Annotated in this window: 10 protein-coding genes; 6 read left to right on the top strand and 4 right to left on the bottom strand. The window is 67.4% G+C overall.

Going from position 1 to position 15,670, the window contains the following annotated elements; all coding sequences use genetic code 11:
* Window positions 1-265 precede the first annotated feature (265 nt).
* Complete coding sequence (locus tag AC5P8D_RS06090) at window positions 266-802, top strand: adenine phosphoribosyltransferase (protein WP_019338396.1); 537 nt, start codon at window positions 266-268, stop codon at window positions 800-802.
* Between the two features lie 78 nt (window positions 803-880).
* On the opposite strand, the gene dbpA is transcribed toward AC5P8D_RS06090, so the two are convergent.
* Together dbpA and AC5P8D_RS06080 are read right to left on the bottom strand one after the other, a co-directional pair.
* Entirely contained in the window at window positions 881-2,257 is a 1,377-nt protein-coding gene (gene dbpA / locus AC5P8D_RS06085) for an ATP-dependent RNA helicase DbpA (RefSeq protein ID WP_010484543.1), read from the bottom strand.
* An 85-nt stretch (window positions 2,258-2,342) separates the two neighbouring features.
* Window positions 2,343-3,422 carry a YeiH family protein gene (locus AC5P8D_RS06080; protein ID WP_049483118.1) on the bottom strand — a complete coding sequence of 360 codons (1,080 nt, stop codon included), beginning with the start codon at window positions 3,420-3,422 and terminating at the stop codon, window positions 2,343-2,345.
* Between the two features lie 102 nt (window positions 3,423-3,524).
* Here AC5P8D_RS06080 and AC5P8D_RS06075 point away from each other — a divergent pair, with 102 nt between their 5' ends.
* Together AC5P8D_RS06075 and AC5P8D_RS06070 are read left to right on the top strand one after the other, a co-directional pair.
* Window positions 3,525-4,400 carry a LysR family transcriptional regulator gene (locus AC5P8D_RS06075; RefSeq protein ID WP_019338398.1) on the top strand — a complete coding sequence of 292 codons (876 nt, stop codon included), beginning with the start codon at window positions 3,525-3,527 and terminating at the stop codon, window positions 4,398-4,400.
* Between the two features lie 348 nt (window positions 4,401-4,748).
* Window positions 4,749-6,632, top strand: coding sequence for an ATP-binding cassette domain-containing protein (locus AC5P8D_RS06070; RefSeq protein ID WP_125438516.1), 1,884 nt, complete (start codon window positions 4,749-4,751; stop codon window positions 6,630-6,632).
* Window positions 6,633-6,776: 144 nt separating this feature from the next.
* On the opposite strand, the gene AC5P8D_RS06065 is transcribed toward AC5P8D_RS06070, so the two are convergent.
* Window positions 6,777-7,238, bottom strand: coding sequence for a c-type cytochrome (locus AC5P8D_RS06065; RefSeq protein WP_019661289.1), 462 nt, complete (start codon window positions 7,236-7,238; stop codon window positions 6,777-6,779).
* A gap of 9 nt (window positions 7,239-7,247) precedes the next feature.
* Window positions 7,248-7,643, bottom strand: a complete 396-nt coding sequence (locus tag AC5P8D_RS06060; protein WP_343543305.1) for a c-type cytochrome — start codon at window positions 7,641-7,643, stop codon at window positions 7,248-7,250.
* Window positions 7,644-7,849: 206 nt separating this feature from the next.
* Between AC5P8D_RS06060 and AC5P8D_RS06055 the strand changes: the two genes are divergently transcribed.
* From AC5P8D_RS06055 to AC5P8D_RS06045, 3 genes are read left to right on the top strand one after another with little or no spacing between them, the layout of a single operon-like run.
* Window positions 7,850-9,001: an efflux RND transporter periplasmic adaptor subunit gene (locus AC5P8D_RS06055; protein ID WP_054171519.1), complete on the top strand. Its 1,152-nt coding sequence runs from the start codon at window positions 7,850-7,852 to the stop codon at window positions 8,999-9,001.
* Window positions 8,998-12,519, top strand: coding sequence for an efflux RND transporter permease subunit (locus tag AC5P8D_RS06050; RefSeq protein WP_433897419.1), 3,522 nt, complete (start codon window positions 8,998-9,000; stop codon window positions 12,517-12,519). The genes AC5P8D_RS06055 and AC5P8D_RS06050 overlap by 4 nt, the downstream gene beginning before the upstream one ends.
* The gene (locus AC5P8D_RS06045) at window positions 12,516-15,596 is read left to right on the top strand and encodes an efflux RND transporter permease subunit (RefSeq protein WP_043396995.1); all 3,081 of its coding nucleotides are present in this window, start codon (window positions 12,516-12,518) and stop codon (window positions 15,594-15,596) included. Before AC5P8D_RS06050 ends, AC5P8D_RS06045 begins: the two co-directional genes overlap by 4 nt.
* Window positions 15,597-15,670: the final 74 nt, after the last annotated feature.

Genomic DNA, 15,670 nt, shown 5'->3' with positions numbered 1-15,670 from the left:
TCGCAGGAAACTGTCGAAGGCGGGGTGGGTCCGGTTGCGGGGGCGTGAGCCGCATGGATGCGGCGACCGAGCTTACATGGACGTACTTGCAGCGGCCCCCGCAACCGGACCCACCCCGCCATCCCACAGGAAACCCGCTTCTGCTGTTGCCGTTGCCGTTGCTTGAAGCCTCTGCAGGTGCCGGGCGCAGCCCGGCCGACACCCCCAACAGGCAGCCGGCGCCCGGAACAGGTACCCTATGCCGCCATCAGACAACCAACGTGACATGACCGACGCCCTCGTCGCTCCGCAGTGGGCCTCCCGCCTGCGCGACATCGCCGACTTCCCCAAGCCCGGCATCCTCTTCAAGGACATCATGCCGCTGCTCGCCCATGGCGAGGACTTCCGCGGTGCCATCACCGCGATGGCCGACCGTTGGCGCGACCAGAAGCTGGACGCGGTGATCGGTATCGAATCGCGTGGTTTCATCCTCGGTGCCGCCATGGCGCTGGAACTGGGCGTGGGCTTCGTGCCGGTGCGCAAGCCGGGCAAGCTGCCGGGTCAGGTGCTGCGCGAGGAATACACGCTGGAATACCGCAGCGACTGCATCGAAGTGCACGCCGATGCGCTGCCGGCCGGTGCCCGCGTGGCGATCATCGACGACGTGCTGGCCACGGGCGGCACGCTGGTCGCCGCGTTGTCGCTGGTGCGCCGCCTGGGTGTCGAGGTGGTGGGTGCCGGCGTGCTGGTCGAGCTGGACGGCCTCGGCGGCCGCGCACGCTGGGAAGCGGACCTGCCGCTGCACACCGAACTGGTGTTCTGAGTCTGTCGCCGGGCGTGGCCCGGCGCTACACACGGCATGCAGGTAGTGCCGGGCCATGCCCGGCGACTACCTTGCCAATCACATCATCCGCACGCGGAAGCGACGGCCCTTGATCTTGCCGGCTTCCAGCCTGGCCACGGCCTTGTTGGCCTGCTCTCGGGCGATCGCCACGTAGGAGCGGGTCGGGAAGATCGCGATCTTCCCGATGAACTTGGCTGACAGGCCGGCATCACCGGTCAGCGCGCCAAGGATGTCGCCCGGGCGCAGCTTGTCGGTCTTGCCACCATCAATGCGCAGGGTGCGCATCGCGGCCTGCGGCAATTCGGCCGGGCGCGAGGTCGCCAGCGGCGTCTTCTGCCAGTCCAACGGCTGCCCCATCTGCGCTTCGATGGCTTCGGCGCGGGTCTTCTCACGGCCGGCCACCAGGCTGATCGCCAGGCCGCTGGCACCGGCACGGCCGGTACGGCCCACGCGATGCTGGTAGCTCTCCACGTCGGTCGGCAGCTCGTAGTTGATCACCGCCGCCAGCTCTTCCACGTCCAGGCCACGTGCGGCCACGTCGCTGGCCACCAGCACGTTGCAGCTGCGGTTGGCCAGCAGCAACAGCACTTCCTCGCGGTCGCGCTGCTCCATGTCGCCATGCAGGGCGAGCGCGGAGAAGCCGAACTGCTGCAGGGAATTCGCAACCTCGTCCACGTCCTTGCGGGTGTTGCAGAACACCACCGCTGATTCCGGCGTGTACTTCAGCAGCAGGCCCGCCAGCGCCTTCTGGCGGTGCGCCGGTTCCACCTCGCAGAACAGGTGGCGGATGGCCGGCGCCTGATCGGCGCCTTCCACGGTCACTTCCACCGCGTCGCGCAGCAGGTCACGCGCCATGGCGCGGATGCTGTCGGGGAAGGTGGCGGAGAACAGCAGGCTCTGGCGATCCTTGTGGGTGCGGCCGGCGATCTCGCGGATCGGCTCCTCGAAGCCCATATCGAGCATGCGGTCGGCTTCGTCCAGCACCAGCGTGCGCACCGCGCCCAGGTTCAGCGCGCGCTTGCGTGCCAGCTCCTGCACGCGGCCGGGTGTGCCGACCACCACATGCGGGTCATGGCCTTCCAGCGACGCCAGCTGAGGGCCCAGCGGCACGCCGCCCACCAGCAGCAACAGCTTCAGGTTGGGGATGCCGGTGGCCAGCTTGCGGATCTGCTTGCCGACCTGGTCGGCCAGTTCGCGGGTCGGGCACAGCACCAGCGCCTGCACGCGGATCAGGCTGGGGTCGATGGCCTGCAGCAGGCCCAGGCCGAAGGCGGCGGTCTTGCCGCTGCCGGTCGGCGCCTGTGCGATCACATCGCGGCCATCCAGAATGGCCGGCAGGCTCTGCGCCTGCACGGGGGTGAGGGTGGTGTAGCCGAGGGCATCCAGGCCGGGCTGCAGGGCCGGGCTCAGCGGCAGGGTCGAGAAGTCAGTCATGGCGCATTGTACCCGTCTGCGCGGCCGCTCCCTGCCACAGGGCCTTCATCCACGTGGGCGCCGACCTTGGTCGGCACGCTCTTGATCAGCCCAGCACCGCCAACACGCCCTGATGAATCGCCAGGCCACCGAACAGCAGCCAGGCGAACAGGATCAGCGCCAGCAGCAGCGGCTTCAGGCCGGCCTGGCGCAGCGCCGAGACGTGGGTGGTCAGGCCCAGCGCGGCCATCGCCATCGCCAGCAGCACGGTATCCAGCTGCACCAGCCCGGCCTGCAGGCCAGCCGGCAGCAGATGCAGCGAGTTGAAACCGGCCACCGCCACGAAACCGAAGGCGAACCACGGCACCACGATGCGCGCCTTCCTGCCGTCGGCGCTGGCCTTGCCGCCACGCGCCAGCCACAGCGACAGCGCAACCAGGAACGGCGCCAGCAGCATCACCCGCACCATCTTGGTGATCACCGCCGTATCAGCCGCCGCTTCATTGACCGCACGGCCTGCCGCCACCACCTGTGCCACTTCATGCACCGTCGCACCGGTGAAAAGGCCGTACTGCCGCGCATCCATCGCCAGCCAGCCGTGCGACTGCACCAGGGCATACAGCGCCGGGTACAGGAACATCGCCAGCGTGCCGAACACCACCACCGTCGACACGGCCACCGTGACCTGTGCCGCGCGGCCACGCACCACGGGTTCGGCGGCCATCACCGCTGCCGCGCCGCAGATCGCGCTGCCAGCACCGATCAGCATCGCTGCCTCGCGCTCCATCTTGAACACGCGCACACCCAGCCAGCAGGCCAGGCCGAAGGTGCTGGCGACCACCAGCACGTCCATCAGCACGCCGCTGACGCCGACGTGGCCGATGTCCTGGAAGGTCAAGCGCAGGCCGTACAGCACGATGCCGGCGCGCAGCAGCCAGTGCTTGGAAAAGCCGACACCGGCCGCGCTGCTCGGAGCCAGCCGCGGGTAGAGGGTGTTGCCGATCACGATGCCGGCGACGATGGCCACGGTCAGCGCACTCAGGCCGTGTGCCTGCAGCCACGGCAGCTCGGCCAGGTACAGCGACGCCGCTGCGATCAGGCCGACCAGCAGCAGGCCGGGCAGGCGCGGCTGCCAGCGTTGGCGCAGGGCGGGCAGGGACCAGGGGGAGAGGGCGGGGGCGTTCATGGCACGGGCAGCGCTGGAGAGATGGGGCAAGCGTGCGCCTGAGACGATTACCTGTAAAACAAATAATATAGGTGAAACCTACCCATCAAGAAGGTAAGTGCCATGCGCCTGACCTTGCGCCAGCTGCAGGTCTTCGTCGCCATCGCCGATCACGGCAGCACTACCGCCGCCGGCCAGGCCATCGCGCTTTCGCAATCCGCCAGCAGTGCCGCCCTGCAGGAGTTGGAAGCCCACTTCGGCACCCCGCTGTTCGACCGCATCGGCCGCCGCCTGGCGCTGAACGGGCACGGCCGCGCACTGCTGGAGCCGGCGCGTACCTTGCTGGTCAACGCCGCCGATCTGGAGCGGCAGCTGGCCGCCGGCGGCGACCCGTCGCAGGGCGCGCCGCTGCGGCTGGTGCTGGCGGCCAGTACCACCATCGGCAATTACCTGCTGCCGCCACGCATCGCCGAACTGCTGCGCCAGGCGCCACAGGCCGAGGTCGATCTGCGCATCGACAACAGTGCCGGCGTTGTCGCCGCCGTGCAGCGCCTGGACGTCGACGCCGGCCTGATCGAAGGCCCGTGTCACGAGCGCGGCCTGCAGGTGACCGCCTGGCAGCAGGATCCGCTGGTGATCGTCGCCGCCGACGACGCTCCGCCGCGCTGGACGCTGGACGAACTGCGCCGCGCCCGCTGGCTGCTGCGCGAACCGGGTTCCGGTACCCGCGAAGCGGTGGAGCAGGCCCTGCTGCCGCATCTGCGAGGTTTCGCCCAGACCCTGCAGCTGGGCAATACCGAAGCGATCAAGCAGGCCGCGATCGCCGGCCTCGGCCTGGCCTGCCTCTCGCGCCACGCGCTGGAAGAGCCGCTGGCGCTGGGCCACCTGCGCGTGCTGGACACCCCGCTGCCTCCCCTGCAGCGCACGCTGTGGCTGGTGCGCCACCCGGGCAAGCAGTGGCTGCCGGGGTTGCAGGCGTTGCTGGGTGACGTGGAGTAAGCCATCAGACCCCTAGTCGATTCCATCCATCGACAGTCCCTGCAGCGCTCATCCACGCATGGCGTGGATCTATCGTGTCGACCAAGGTCGACACCCACCAGAGCAGAATGCCGTTCCGACAGATCGCGGGAAACTGTCAGAGGCGGGGTGGTGTGGGTCTGCAGGACCGTTGGCGCCATGGATGGCGCCATCGAGCCCCCATGGATGGGTTTACGGCGTGTCCTGCAGACCCACACCGCCCCGCCATCCCACAGGAAACTAGCTTTGTGTGTTGCTTCGGCAGCAGCAGTGGCCGCTGCGGGTGCCGGGTGCAACCCGGCCGACGCCCCCAACCCGTACAATATCCGGATGCCTCTGATTACTCTGCAGAACGTCGACTTCAGCGTCGGCGGCCCGTTGTTGCTGGAAAAGGCCGAACTGTCGATCGAGCCGGGCGAACGCATCGCCCTGATCGGCCGCAACGGCGCCGGCAAATCCACCCTGCTCAAGCTGCTGTCCGGCGACCACAAGCCCGATGACGGCGAAGTCCGCGTGCAGCAGGGCGTGCGCGTCACCCGCCTGGAGCAGGAAGTGCCACACGGCGCCGCCGGCTCGGTGTTCGACGTCGTCGCCGATGGCCTCGGCGAACTGGGCCAGTGGCTGGCCGAATTCCACCACCTCAGCCATGCCGAGGTGTTCGATGGCGAAGCCCTCGGCAATGTGCAGGCCAAGATCGACGCCGCCAACGGCTGGGGCCTGGACCAGCGTGTCAGCGAAACCCTGACCAAGCTCGACCTGGACGGCGAGGCCGAGTTCGGCCGCCTGTCCGGCGGCATGAAGCGCCGCGTGCTGCTGGCCCGCGCGCTGGTGTCCAGCCCGGATGTGCTGCTGCTGGACGAACCGACCAACCACCTCGACATCGAAGCCATCGACTGGCTCGAAGCGTTCCTGAAGGGCTGGAGTGGCAGCGTGGTGTTCGTCACCCATGACCGCCGCTTCCTGCGTGCACTGGCCACCCGCATCGTCGAGATCGACCGCGGCCAGGTCACCAGCTGGCCGGGCGACTGGGCCAACTACGAGCGCCGTCGCGAGGAGCGCCTCAACGCGCAGGCGCAGGAAAACGCCCGCTTCGACAAGCTGCTGGCGCAGGAAGAAGTCTGGATCCGGCAGGGCATCAAGGCCCGTCGCACCCGCGACGAAGGCCGCGTGCGACGCCTGAAGGCGATGCGCGTGGAGCGTTCGCAGCGCCGCGACCTCAGCGGCAACGTCAAGATGGAAGCCGCACAGGGCGTCAGTTCCGGAAAGAAGGTCATCGACGTCAAGGACATTTCGTTCGCCTTCGGCGAGCGCACCATGGTCCGCGATTTCACCACCACCATCCTGCGCGGCGACCGCATCGGCCTGATCGGTCCCAACGGCAGCGGCAAGACCACGCTGTTGAAGCTGCTACTGGGCGAACTGCAGCCGGCCAAGGGTGAGGTCAATGCGGGTACCAACCTGCAGATCGCGTATTTCGACCAGTACCGCGCGGTGCTGCGCGAAGACTGGAGCGCGATCGAGAACGTCGCCGAAGGCCGCGATTTTCTCGAGTTCAACGGCAAGCGCAAGCACGTGCATGCCTACCTGCAGGACTTCATGTTCACCCCGGAGCGCGCGCGTGCGCCGATTACCCGCCTGTCCGGTGGCGAGCGCAACCGCCTGCTGCTGGCCAAGCTGTTCGCGCAGCCGTCCAACCTGCTGGTGATGGACGAACCGACCAACGACCTGGACGTGGAAACGCTGGAGCTGCTGGAAGAGCTGCTGGGCGACTACACCGGCACGCTGCTGCTGGTCAGCCACGACCGTGACTTCATCGACAACGTGGTGACCTCCACGCTGGTGATGGAAGGCGATGGCGTGATTGGCGAGTACGTCGGCGGCTACAGCGACTGGCAGCGCTATGCAGCCAGCATCGCAGCGCCTGCTGCGGCTCCGGCAGCCAAGCCGGCGGTCGCCGCACCGGCCACCCCGACTGCTGCAGCTCCGGCCGCACCGAAGCGCAAGCTGGCCTACAAGGAAGCGCGCGAACTGGAGCAGCTGCCGAAGACCATCGAGAAGCTGGAAGGCGATGTCGAAGGGCTGACCTCGGCGATGAACGATCCGTCGTTCTACACCCGCAGCAGCGCCGAAGTGACCGCGCACACCCAGCAGCTGGCCAAGGTGCAGGCCGAGCTGGATGCCGCGTACGCACGCTGGGAAGAGCTGGAAGGCTGAGTTCGCCGGGTTCGTGCGGACCAACGGTCCGCACCTACCGACGCCGGTGCCTGGTAGATCCACGCCATGCGTGGATGTCTGCATCAGTGCGGACCAAGGTCCGCACCCACCAAAGCGGATTCCGCACCCACCGGGGGCCAGCGGTCATTTGACCCCGTGCAGATCCCGCAACTGGCTCGGCCGGCTACCGAAATACGCCGCCAGATCGGCGATGTCCTGATCGCTCAGGTCCTTCGCCTGCGGCGTCATCAACATGTGCTGGCGGTCACCGGCACGGTAGGCCTGCAGGGCGTGCGCCAGATAGTCGCCGTACTGCCCACCCAGCTTCGGATAGGTCGGGTCGATCGGCGCATTGCCGTCAGCCCCGTGGCAGTCGATGCAGCTCTGGTTGGTGGCCTTGCCCTTCACCTTGGCGCGGGCTTCACCGGCGGCCTCGCGGCCTGCGGGCAGGCCGGCCGAAGAAGAAGAGCCGTGTTCGCCGCTGGCATGGCCCGGGTCGGCGGCGGATTTCTCGCTGTTTTCCACCTGCGACTGCGAACAGGCCGCCAGCAGCAGGGCAACGGACAGGGCGATGGCGTGACGCATCGGATGCGCGGCTTTCGACATGGGCGGGCCTTACTTGACGGTGGACAGGTAAACAGAGAGATCGGCGATCTCCTGTTCGCTGAAACTCATCGACTGCGCCTGCATCGTCGGATGCCGGCGCTTGCCCTGGCGGTATTCGGTCAGGGCCTGGGCCAGGTACTGCTGGGTCTGGCCGCCGATCTTCGGCACCCGGTAGCTGGGGTAGGCGTTCTTGTAGCCGGTGATCCCGTGGCAGCCCTGACAGGTGTAGGCCAGGACACGGCCATTGTCGAAGTTGCCGGTGGGGGCGGCGGGCGCCGGGGCAGCGGCGGGAGCCGGGGCCGGGGCCGGTGTGGCAGGAGCAGGAGCAGGAGCGGGCTGTGCGGCGGCCCCAAGGGGCAGGAGGACGGCCAGAGCGAGACAAGCGGCGAGCGGCTGCGGGCGCATGGTGTCGTTTCCGGGGATTCGGGTCTGGTCGTTCCGGCGTGGGGTACGGAACGACCCGAGTATAGCCCCAGGTTTCATCTAGCTGAAATGGGGGGCGGGCCGACCAGTGGCGTGAAGGCACCATGACCTTTGGGATATGGTGTTGCCGTGAAGTGGTGCATTACTTTGCTACCACACCTGTCCACGCATCCTCCAGGGACCTGACGATGTCGCACCCAACCTTCCTGTCCGGCCGTCGCAGCGGAATCTGCGCTGCCGCACTGCTGATCTCCACCTCCCTGCTGCTGGGCGGTTGCGCCGCAGGGCCCAATTCCGAAGCCAAGGCCGCCGAGACCAAGGAGGAGAAGAAGGTCGACGCGGTCCCGGTCGAAGTGGCCGTGGCCAGCCACCGTGCCGTCGCGGCCAGCTACACCGGTACCGCCGCGTTGGAACCACGCGCCGAATCGCAGGTGGTCGCCAAGACCTCGGGCGTGGCGCTGGCGGTGCTGGTCGAGGAAGGCCAGCGGGTGACCGCTGGCCAGCCGCTGGTGCGCCTGGACCCTGACCGCGCACGCCTGGCCGTGGCGCAGAGCGAAGCGCAGATGCGCAAGCTGGAAAACGACTATCAGCGTGCACAGAAGCTGGTCGTCCAGCAGCTGGTCAGTGCGGCCAGCGTTGACCAGCTGCGCTACGACCTGGAAAACGTCCGTGCGCAGTACCGCCTGGCCACGCTGGAACTGTCCTACACCACGGTGGTGGCGCCGATCTCCGGCGTGATCGCCTCGCGCTCGATCAAGACCGGCAACTTCGTGCAGATCAACACGCCGATCTTCCGCATCGTCGACAACTCGCGCCTGGAAGCCACCCTCAACGTGCCCGAGCGTGAGCTGGCCACCCTGCGCGCCGGCCAGCCGGTGACGCTGGCCGCCGACGCGCTGCAGGGCCAGAGCTTCACCGGCACCGTCGACCGCATCGCGCCGGTGGTGGATTCGGGCAGCGGCACGTTTCGCGTGGTCAGCGCCTTCGATGGCGCGGCCCATGCGCTGCAGCCCGGCATGTTCGGGCGCATCCGCATCGATTACGACCAGCGTGCCGATGCGCTGGTGGTGCCGCGCCTGGCGCTGCTCGACGACGGTGAGCCGGCGGTGTTCCGGGTGCGCGAAGGCAAGGTCGCACGCGTTCCGGTCAAGCTGGGTTACGCCGAGGGCCCGTGGGTGGAGATCCGTGATGGCCTGGCGGCCGGTGATCAGGTGGTCACCGCCGGCAAGGTCGCGCTGCGCGACGGCACCGCAGTGCAGGTGATCGCCGATCCGAAGGCAAAGGCGAAGACGGTCGCAGCGGCCGCCAAGCCGGCAGACAAGGCCGGGAGCAAGCAATGACCGCCCCGGGCCACGACCACGGTGCCTCGCCGGCGAGCGACGGCGCCGCCGCGGGCATGCGCGGCGGCCTTGTGGAATTCGCCACCCGCCGCCGCGTGACCATCGCCATGTGCACGGTCACCCTGCTGCTGTTCGGGCTGATCGCGCTGGGCAACCTCAAGGTCAACCTGCTGCCCGACCTGAGCTACCCGACGCTGACCGTGCGCACCGAGTACACCGGTGCGGCGCCGACCGAAATCGAAACCCTGATCACCCAGCCGGTCGAAGAAGCGGTCGGCGTGGTCAAGAACCTGCGCAAGCTGAAGTCGGTCTCGCGCACCGGCCAGAGCGACGTGGTGCTGGAGTTCGCCTGGGGCACCAACATGGACCAGGCCAGCCTGGAGGTGCGCGACAAGATGGAAGCGCTGAACCTGCCACTGGAGGCCAAGGCCCCGGTGCTGCTGCGCTTCAATCCGTCCACCGAGCCGATCATGCGCCTGGTGCTGTCGAACAAGGTGGCACCGGCCAGCGATGCCGATGCGATCCGCGAGCTGACCGGCCTGCGCCGCTATGCCGATGAAGACCTGAAGAAGAAGCTGGAGCCGGTCACCGGCGTCGCAGCGGTCAAGGTCGGCGGTGGCCTGGAAGACGAGATCCAGGTCGACATCGACCAGCAGAAGCTGGCGCAGCTGAACCTGCCGATCGACACCGTCATCAAGCGCCTGAAGGACGAGAACATCAACATCTCCGGCGGTCGCCTGGAGGAGGGTTCGCAGCGCTTCCTGGTGCGCACCGTCAACCAGTTCGCCGACCTGGAGGAAATCCGCAACCTGCTGGTGACCACCCAGGCCGCCAATGGCAGCGCGGCCGACTCGGCACTGCAGCAGATGTTCAACATCGCCGCATCGACCGGTTCGGCGGCCGCGATCGCGGCGGCGTCGGCGGCGCAGAGCGCGTCCTCCGGCGGTGGTTCCAGCGTGGTCGCCAACGGTGTGCCGGTGCGCCTGAAGGATGTGGCCACCGTGCGCCAGGGCTACAAGGAACGCGAAGCGGTGATCCGCCTGGGTGGCAAGGAATCGGTTGAACTGGCCATCTACAAGGAAGGCGATGCCAACACCGTGTCCACCGCCGAAGCGCTGCGCAAGCGCCTGGAGCAGATCAAGGGCACGTTCCCCTCCGATGTCGAGATGACCACCATCGAGGACCAGTCGCGCTTCATCGAGCACGCCATCGCCGACGTCAAGAAGGATGCGGTGATCGGCGGGCTGCTGGCCATCCTGATCATCTTCCTGTTCCTGCGTGATGGCTGGAGCACGTTCGTGATCAGCCTGTCGCTGCCGGTCTCGATCATCGCCACGTTCTTCTTCATGGGCCAGCTCGGCCTGAGCCTGAACGTGATGTCGCTGGGCGGTTTGGCACTGGCCACCGGCCTGGTGGTGGACGACTCGATCGTGGTGCTGGAGAGCATCGCCAAGGCGCGTGAGCGTGGCCTGGGTATCCTGCAGGCGGCCATCGTCGGTACCCGCGAAGTGAGCATGGCGGTGGTCGCCTCGACCCTGACCACCATCGCGGTGTTCCTGCCGCTGGTGTTCGTCGACGGCATCGCCGGCCAGCTGTTCCGCGACCAGGCACTGACCGTGGCGATCGCCATTGCGATCTCGCTGCTGGTGTCGATGACGCTGATCCCGATGCTGAGCTCGCTGAAGGGACGACCGCCGCTGGCGTTCCCGGAAGAGGCACCGAACGAGCCGTGGCAGCCGCAGAACCGTTGGCAGAAGCCGGTGGCGCTGGGTCGCCGTGGTACCGTGGCGACCGCGCGCTGGAGCTTCTATGCACTGGCCTGGCTGGTCGTGCGGGCGTGGCGTGGCGTGGTGGCGGTGGTTGGCCCGGTGATGCGCAAGGCCAGCGATCTGGCGATGAAGCCCTATGCCGGTGCCGAGCGCGGCTACCTGCGACTGCTGCCGAGCGCGCTGGCGCATCCGGGCAAGGTGCTGGGCGTGGCCTCGATCATCTTCGTGGCGACCATGGCGCTGGTGCCGATGCTCGGTGCCGACCTGATTCCGCAGCTGGCGCAGGACCGCTTCGAAATGACGGTGAAGCTGCCGGCCGGCACGCCGCTGAAGCAGACCGATGCGCTGGTGCGCGAGCTGCAGCTGGCGCATGGCAAGGGTGAAGGCGTGGCCTCGCTGTATGGTGTCAGTGGCAGCGGCACCCGCCTGGATGCCAGCCCGACCGAAAGCGGCGAGAACATCGGCAAGCTGACCGTGGTGATGGAAGGCGGCGGCAACGCGCGCACCGAGGCGGAGATCACCGAGCGCCTGCGTGACACCATGGGCCAGCATCCGGGTGCACAGGTCGACTTCGCGCGCCCGGCGCTGTTCAGCTTCTCCACGCCGCTGGAAATCGAGCTGCGTGGGCAGGACATGGCGACGCTCGAAGTGGCCGGCCAGCGCCTGGCGGCGATGCTGCGCGGCAACGCGCACTACGCCGACGTGAAGTCGACGGTGGAGGAGGGCTTCCCGGAAATCCAGATCCGCTTCGACCAGGAACGCGCGGGTGCGCTGGGCCTGACCACCCGCCAGATCGCCGATGTGGTGGTGAAGAAGGTGCGCGGTGACGTGGCCACCCGCTACAGCTTCCGTGACCGCAAGATCGACGTGCTGGTGCGTGCACAGGAAGGTGATCGTGCCAGTGTGGAAAGCATCCGCCGCCTGATCGTCAATCCCGGCAGTACCCGTCCGGTGACGCTGGACGCGGTTGCCGACGTGGTTGCCACCACTGGCCCCAGCGAGATCCATCGTGCCGACCAGACCCGCGTTGCGGTGGTCTCGGCCAACCTGCGCGACATCGATCTGGGTGCGGCCATGCGTGAAGTGCAGCAGATGGTCGCCGAGCAACCGCTGGGCGCGGGTGTCGGCCTGCACATCGGCGGCCAGGGTGAAGAGCTGGCGCAGGCGGCGAAGTCGCTGATCTTCGCCTTCGGCCTGGCGATCTTCCTGGTCTACCTGGTGATGGCGTCGCAGTTCGAGTCGCTGCTGCATCCGTTCGTGATCCTGTTCACCATCCCGCTGGCGCTGGTCGGCGCGATCCTGGCACTGATGCTGACCGGCAAGCCCATCTCGGTGGTGGTGTTCATCGGCCTGATCCTGCTGGTGGGCCTGGTCACCAAGAACGCGATCATCCTGATCGACAAGGTCAACCAGCTGCGCGAGGCCGGCGTGGCCAAGCATGAGGCTCTGGTGGAAGGTGCACGTTCGCGCCTGCGGCCGATCATCATGACCACCCTGTGCACGCTGTTCGGCTTCCTGCCGCTGGCGGTGGCGATGGGCGAGGGTGCTGAAGTGCGTGCGCCGATGGCGATCACCGTGATCGGTGGCCTGCTGGTGTCGACCCTGCTCACCCTGCTGGTGATCCCGGTGGTGTACGACCTGATGGATCGCCGCGGTGATGCCTACTACCGCGAGCGTGGCCGCAAGCACGCCGGTGAGATCGAGCCGGGTGCAGCAGGCAGCGCGGCGGGTGTGGAGGAGCCGGCATGAGTGTTGCCGAGTTCTCCATCCGCCGTCCGGTCACCACCATCATGTGTTTCGTGTCACTGGTGGTGATCGGCCTGATCGCCTCGTTCCGGCTGCCGCTGGAAGCGCTGCCGGACATCTCCGCGCCGTTCCTGTTCGTGCAGATCCCGTACACCGGTTCAACCCCGGAGGAAGTGGAGCGGACCATCATCCGCCCGGTGGAGGAATCGCTGGCGACGATGACCGGCATCAAGCGCATGCGCTCGTCGGCCACCTCCGAGGCGGCGCTGATCTTCATCGAGTTCAGCGACTGGGACCGCGACATCGCCATCGCCGCCTCCGATGCACGCGAACGCATCGATGCGATCCGCAGCGACCTGCCCGATGACCTGCAGCGCTACAACGTGTTCAAGTGGTCCAGCAGTGACCAGCCGGTGCTGAAGGTGCGGCTGGCCAGCACCACCGACCTGACCACTGCCTATGACATGCTCGACCGCGAGTTCAAGCGGCGCATCGAGCGCATCCCCGGCGTGGCCCGCGTCGACATCACCGGCGCGCCGCCGAACGAGGTGGAGATCGCCATCGATCCGAACCGCCTCAACGCGCACGGTCTGAGCATCAATGAGCTGAGCGAGCGCCTGCGCACGCTGAACTTCTCGATCTCCGCCGGGCAGATCGATGACAACGGCCAGCGCGTGCGCGTGCAGCCGGTGGGCGAGATCACCGACCTGCAGGAAATGCGCGACCTGGTGATCAACGCCAAGGGCCTGCGCCTGGGCGACATCGCCGACGTGCGCCTGAAACCGGCGCGGATGAACTACGGGCGTCGCCTGGACGGCAACCCGGCGGTCGGCCTGGACATCTTCAAGGAACGCAGCGCCAACCTGGTGGAAGTCTCGCGCGCGGCGCTGGCCGAGGTCGAATCGATCCGCGCGGAGCCGTCGATGCGCGACGTGCAGATCAAGGTGATCGACAACCAGGGCAAGGCGGTGACCTCCTCGCTGCTGGAACTGGCCGAGGCCGGTGCGGTCGGCCTGATCCTGTCGGTGACGGTGCTGTTCTTCTTCCTGCGCCATTGGCCGTCCACGCTGATGGTCACCCTGGCCATCCCGATCTGCTTCACCATCACCCTGGGCTTCATGTACTTCGTCGGGGTGACGCTGAACATCCTGACCATGATGGGCCTGCTGCTGGCCGTGGGCATGCTGGTCGACAACGCCGTGGTGGTGGTGGAGAGCATCTACCAGGAGCGCGAGCGCCTGCCTGGGCAGCCGCGGCTGGCCTCGATCATCGGCACCCGCAACGTAGCCATCGCGCTCAGCGCCGGCACGCTGTGCCACTGCATCGTGTTCGTGCCGAACCTGTTCGGCGAGACCAACAACATCAGCATCTTCATGGCGCAGATCGCGATCACCATCTCGGTCTCGCTGCTGGCCTCGTGGCTGGTCGCGGTAAGCCTGATCCCGATGCTGTCCGCGCGCATGGCCACGCCCAAGCAGGTGCACTCGCAGACCGGCATGATCGCGCGCCTGCAGCGCCGCTACGCCAGGCTGCTGGACTGGTCGCTGCATCATCGTGGCTGGAGCCTGCTCGGCATTCTGCTGGTGGTGCTGGTCAGCCTGGTGCCGATGAAGCTGACCAAGATCGACATGTTCGGTGGTGACGGCGGCAAGGACATCTTCATCGGCTACATGTGGAAGGGCGCCTACACCTATCGGCAGATGTCCGAGGAAGTGGCGCGGGTGGAGAACTGGATCGATGCCAACCGTGAACGCCTGCACGTCAAGCAGGTCTATTCCTGGTACAGCGAGCAGGAAGGCAGCTCCACCGTGGTCACCCTGGACGAGAAGTACGCCAAGGACATCAAGGCGCTGCAGGAAGAACTGCGCAAGGGCCTGCCGAAGTCAGCCCGCACCGACTACTTCGTCGGCAACCAGGGCGGCGATGGGGGGGGCGGCGGCAACCAGGGCGTGCAGGTGCAGCTGGTCGGCGACTCCAGTTCGATGCTGCAGGAGATCGGCCAGGAAGTGGTGCCGCTGCTGGCCCAGCGTGCCGAGCTGCGCGATGTGCGGATCGACAATGGTGAGAAGGGCGGTGAGCTGAAGGTGCGCGTCGACCGCGAGCGCGCCGCCGCATTCGGCTTCAATGCCGAGCAGGTGGCCAGCTTCGTCGGCCTGGCCCTGCGCGGTGCGCCGATGCGAGAGTTCCGCCGCGGCGACAATGAAGTGCCGGTGTGGGTGCGCTTCGCCGGCGCCGAGCAGAGCAGCCCGGAAGACCTGGCCGGTTTCAGCGTGCGCACCGGCGATGGCCGCAGCGTGCCACTGCTGAGCCTGGTCACCGTCGACGTCGGCTCGTCGGCCACCCAGATCGGCCGCACCAACCGCCAGACCACGCTGACCATCAAGGCCAACCTGGCCGAGAAGGTCACCGCGCCGGATGGCCGCAAGGCGATGGAGTCGGTGCTCAAGCCGATGAACTTCCCGGCCGGCTATGGCTTCACCTTCGACGGCGGCGACTACGGCAACGATGACGAAGCCATGCAGCAGATGGTGTTCAATCTGCTGATCGCGCTGGTGATGATCTACGTGGTGATGGCGGCGGTGTTCGAGTCGCTGCTGTTCCCGGCGGCAATCATGAGTGGCGTGCTGTTCTCGATCTTCGGCGTGTTCTGGCTGTTCTGGATCACCGGCACCTCGTTCGGGATCATGTCCTTCATCGGCATCCTGGTGCTGATGGGCGTGGTGGTGAACAACGGCATCGTGATGATCGAACACATCAACAACCTGCGGCGCGGCGGCATGGGCCGAACGCAGGCACTGGTTGAAGGCTCCCGCGAGCGCCTGCGCCCGATCATGATGACCATGGGCACGGCGATCCTGGCGATGGTGCCGATCTCGCTGACCAATACGCAGATGTTCGGCAACGGCCCGGAGTACGCGCCGATGGCGCGCGCGATTGCCGGGGGCCTGGCGTTCTCGACCGTGGTCAGCCTGCTGTTCCTGCCGACCATCTACGCGGTGCTCGATGACCTGCGCAATGCCGTGACGCGGCTGATCCGCCGCGCGCGCGGCCTGGAGGTCGTGGCGGGTACCCCGGTGTAGTGGTCGAGCTTGCTCGACCGTAATGCGCGACAACGTGTTGTGGTGTGGGGGAGGCCGGTCGTAGTGGGGCGGCC

Source organism: Stenotrophomonas sp. YJH_SMC_101-4 (genome assembly GCF_059370395.1).
Note: the sequence above shows the minus strand (reverse complement) of the source record. Positions and strands in the feature narration are given on the sequence as shown.

Excerpts from the sequence above, each read along its gene's own strand:
- dbpA (WP_010484543.1), bottom strand. The coding sequence starts at position 2,257 with ATGACTGACTTCTCGACCCTGCCGCTGAGCCCGGCCCTGCAGCCCGGC.
- AC5P8D_RS06075 (WP_019338398.1), top strand. The coding sequence starts at position 3,525 with ATGCGCCTGACCTTGCGCCAGCTGCAGGTCTTCGTCGCCATCGCCGAT.
- AC5P8D_RS06070 (WP_125438516.1), top strand. The coding sequence starts at position 4,749 with ATGCCTCTGATTACTCTGCAGAACGTCGACTTCAGCGTCGGCGGCCCG.
- AC5P8D_RS06090 (WP_019338396.1), top strand. The coding sequence starts at position 266 with ATGACCGACGCCCTCGTCGCTCCGCAGTGGGCCTCCCGCCTGCGCGAC.
- AC5P8D_RS06045 (WP_043396995.1), top strand. The coding sequence starts at position 12,516 with ATGAGTGTTGCCGAGTTCTCCATCCGCCGTCCGGTCACCACCATCATG.
- AC5P8D_RS06060 (WP_343543305.1), bottom strand. The coding sequence starts at position 7,643 with ATGCGCCCGCAGCCGCTCGCCGCTTGTCTCGCTCTGGCCGTCCTCCTG.
- AC5P8D_RS06050 (WP_433897419.1), top strand. The coding sequence starts at position 8,998 with ATGACCGCCCCGGGCCACGACCACGGTGCCTCGCCGGCGAGCGACGGC.
- AC5P8D_RS06055 (WP_054171519.1), top strand. The coding sequence starts at position 7,850 with ATGTCGCACCCAACCTTCCTGTCCGGCCGTCGCAGCGGAATCTGCGCT.
- AC5P8D_RS06065 (WP_019661289.1), bottom strand. The coding sequence starts at position 7,238 with ATGTCGAAAGCCGCGCATCCGATGCGTCACGCCATCGCCCTGTCCGTT.
- AC5P8D_RS06080 (WP_049483118.1), bottom strand. The coding sequence starts at position 3,422 with ATGAACGCCCCCGCCCTCTCCCCCTGGTCCCTGCCCGCCCTGCGCCAA.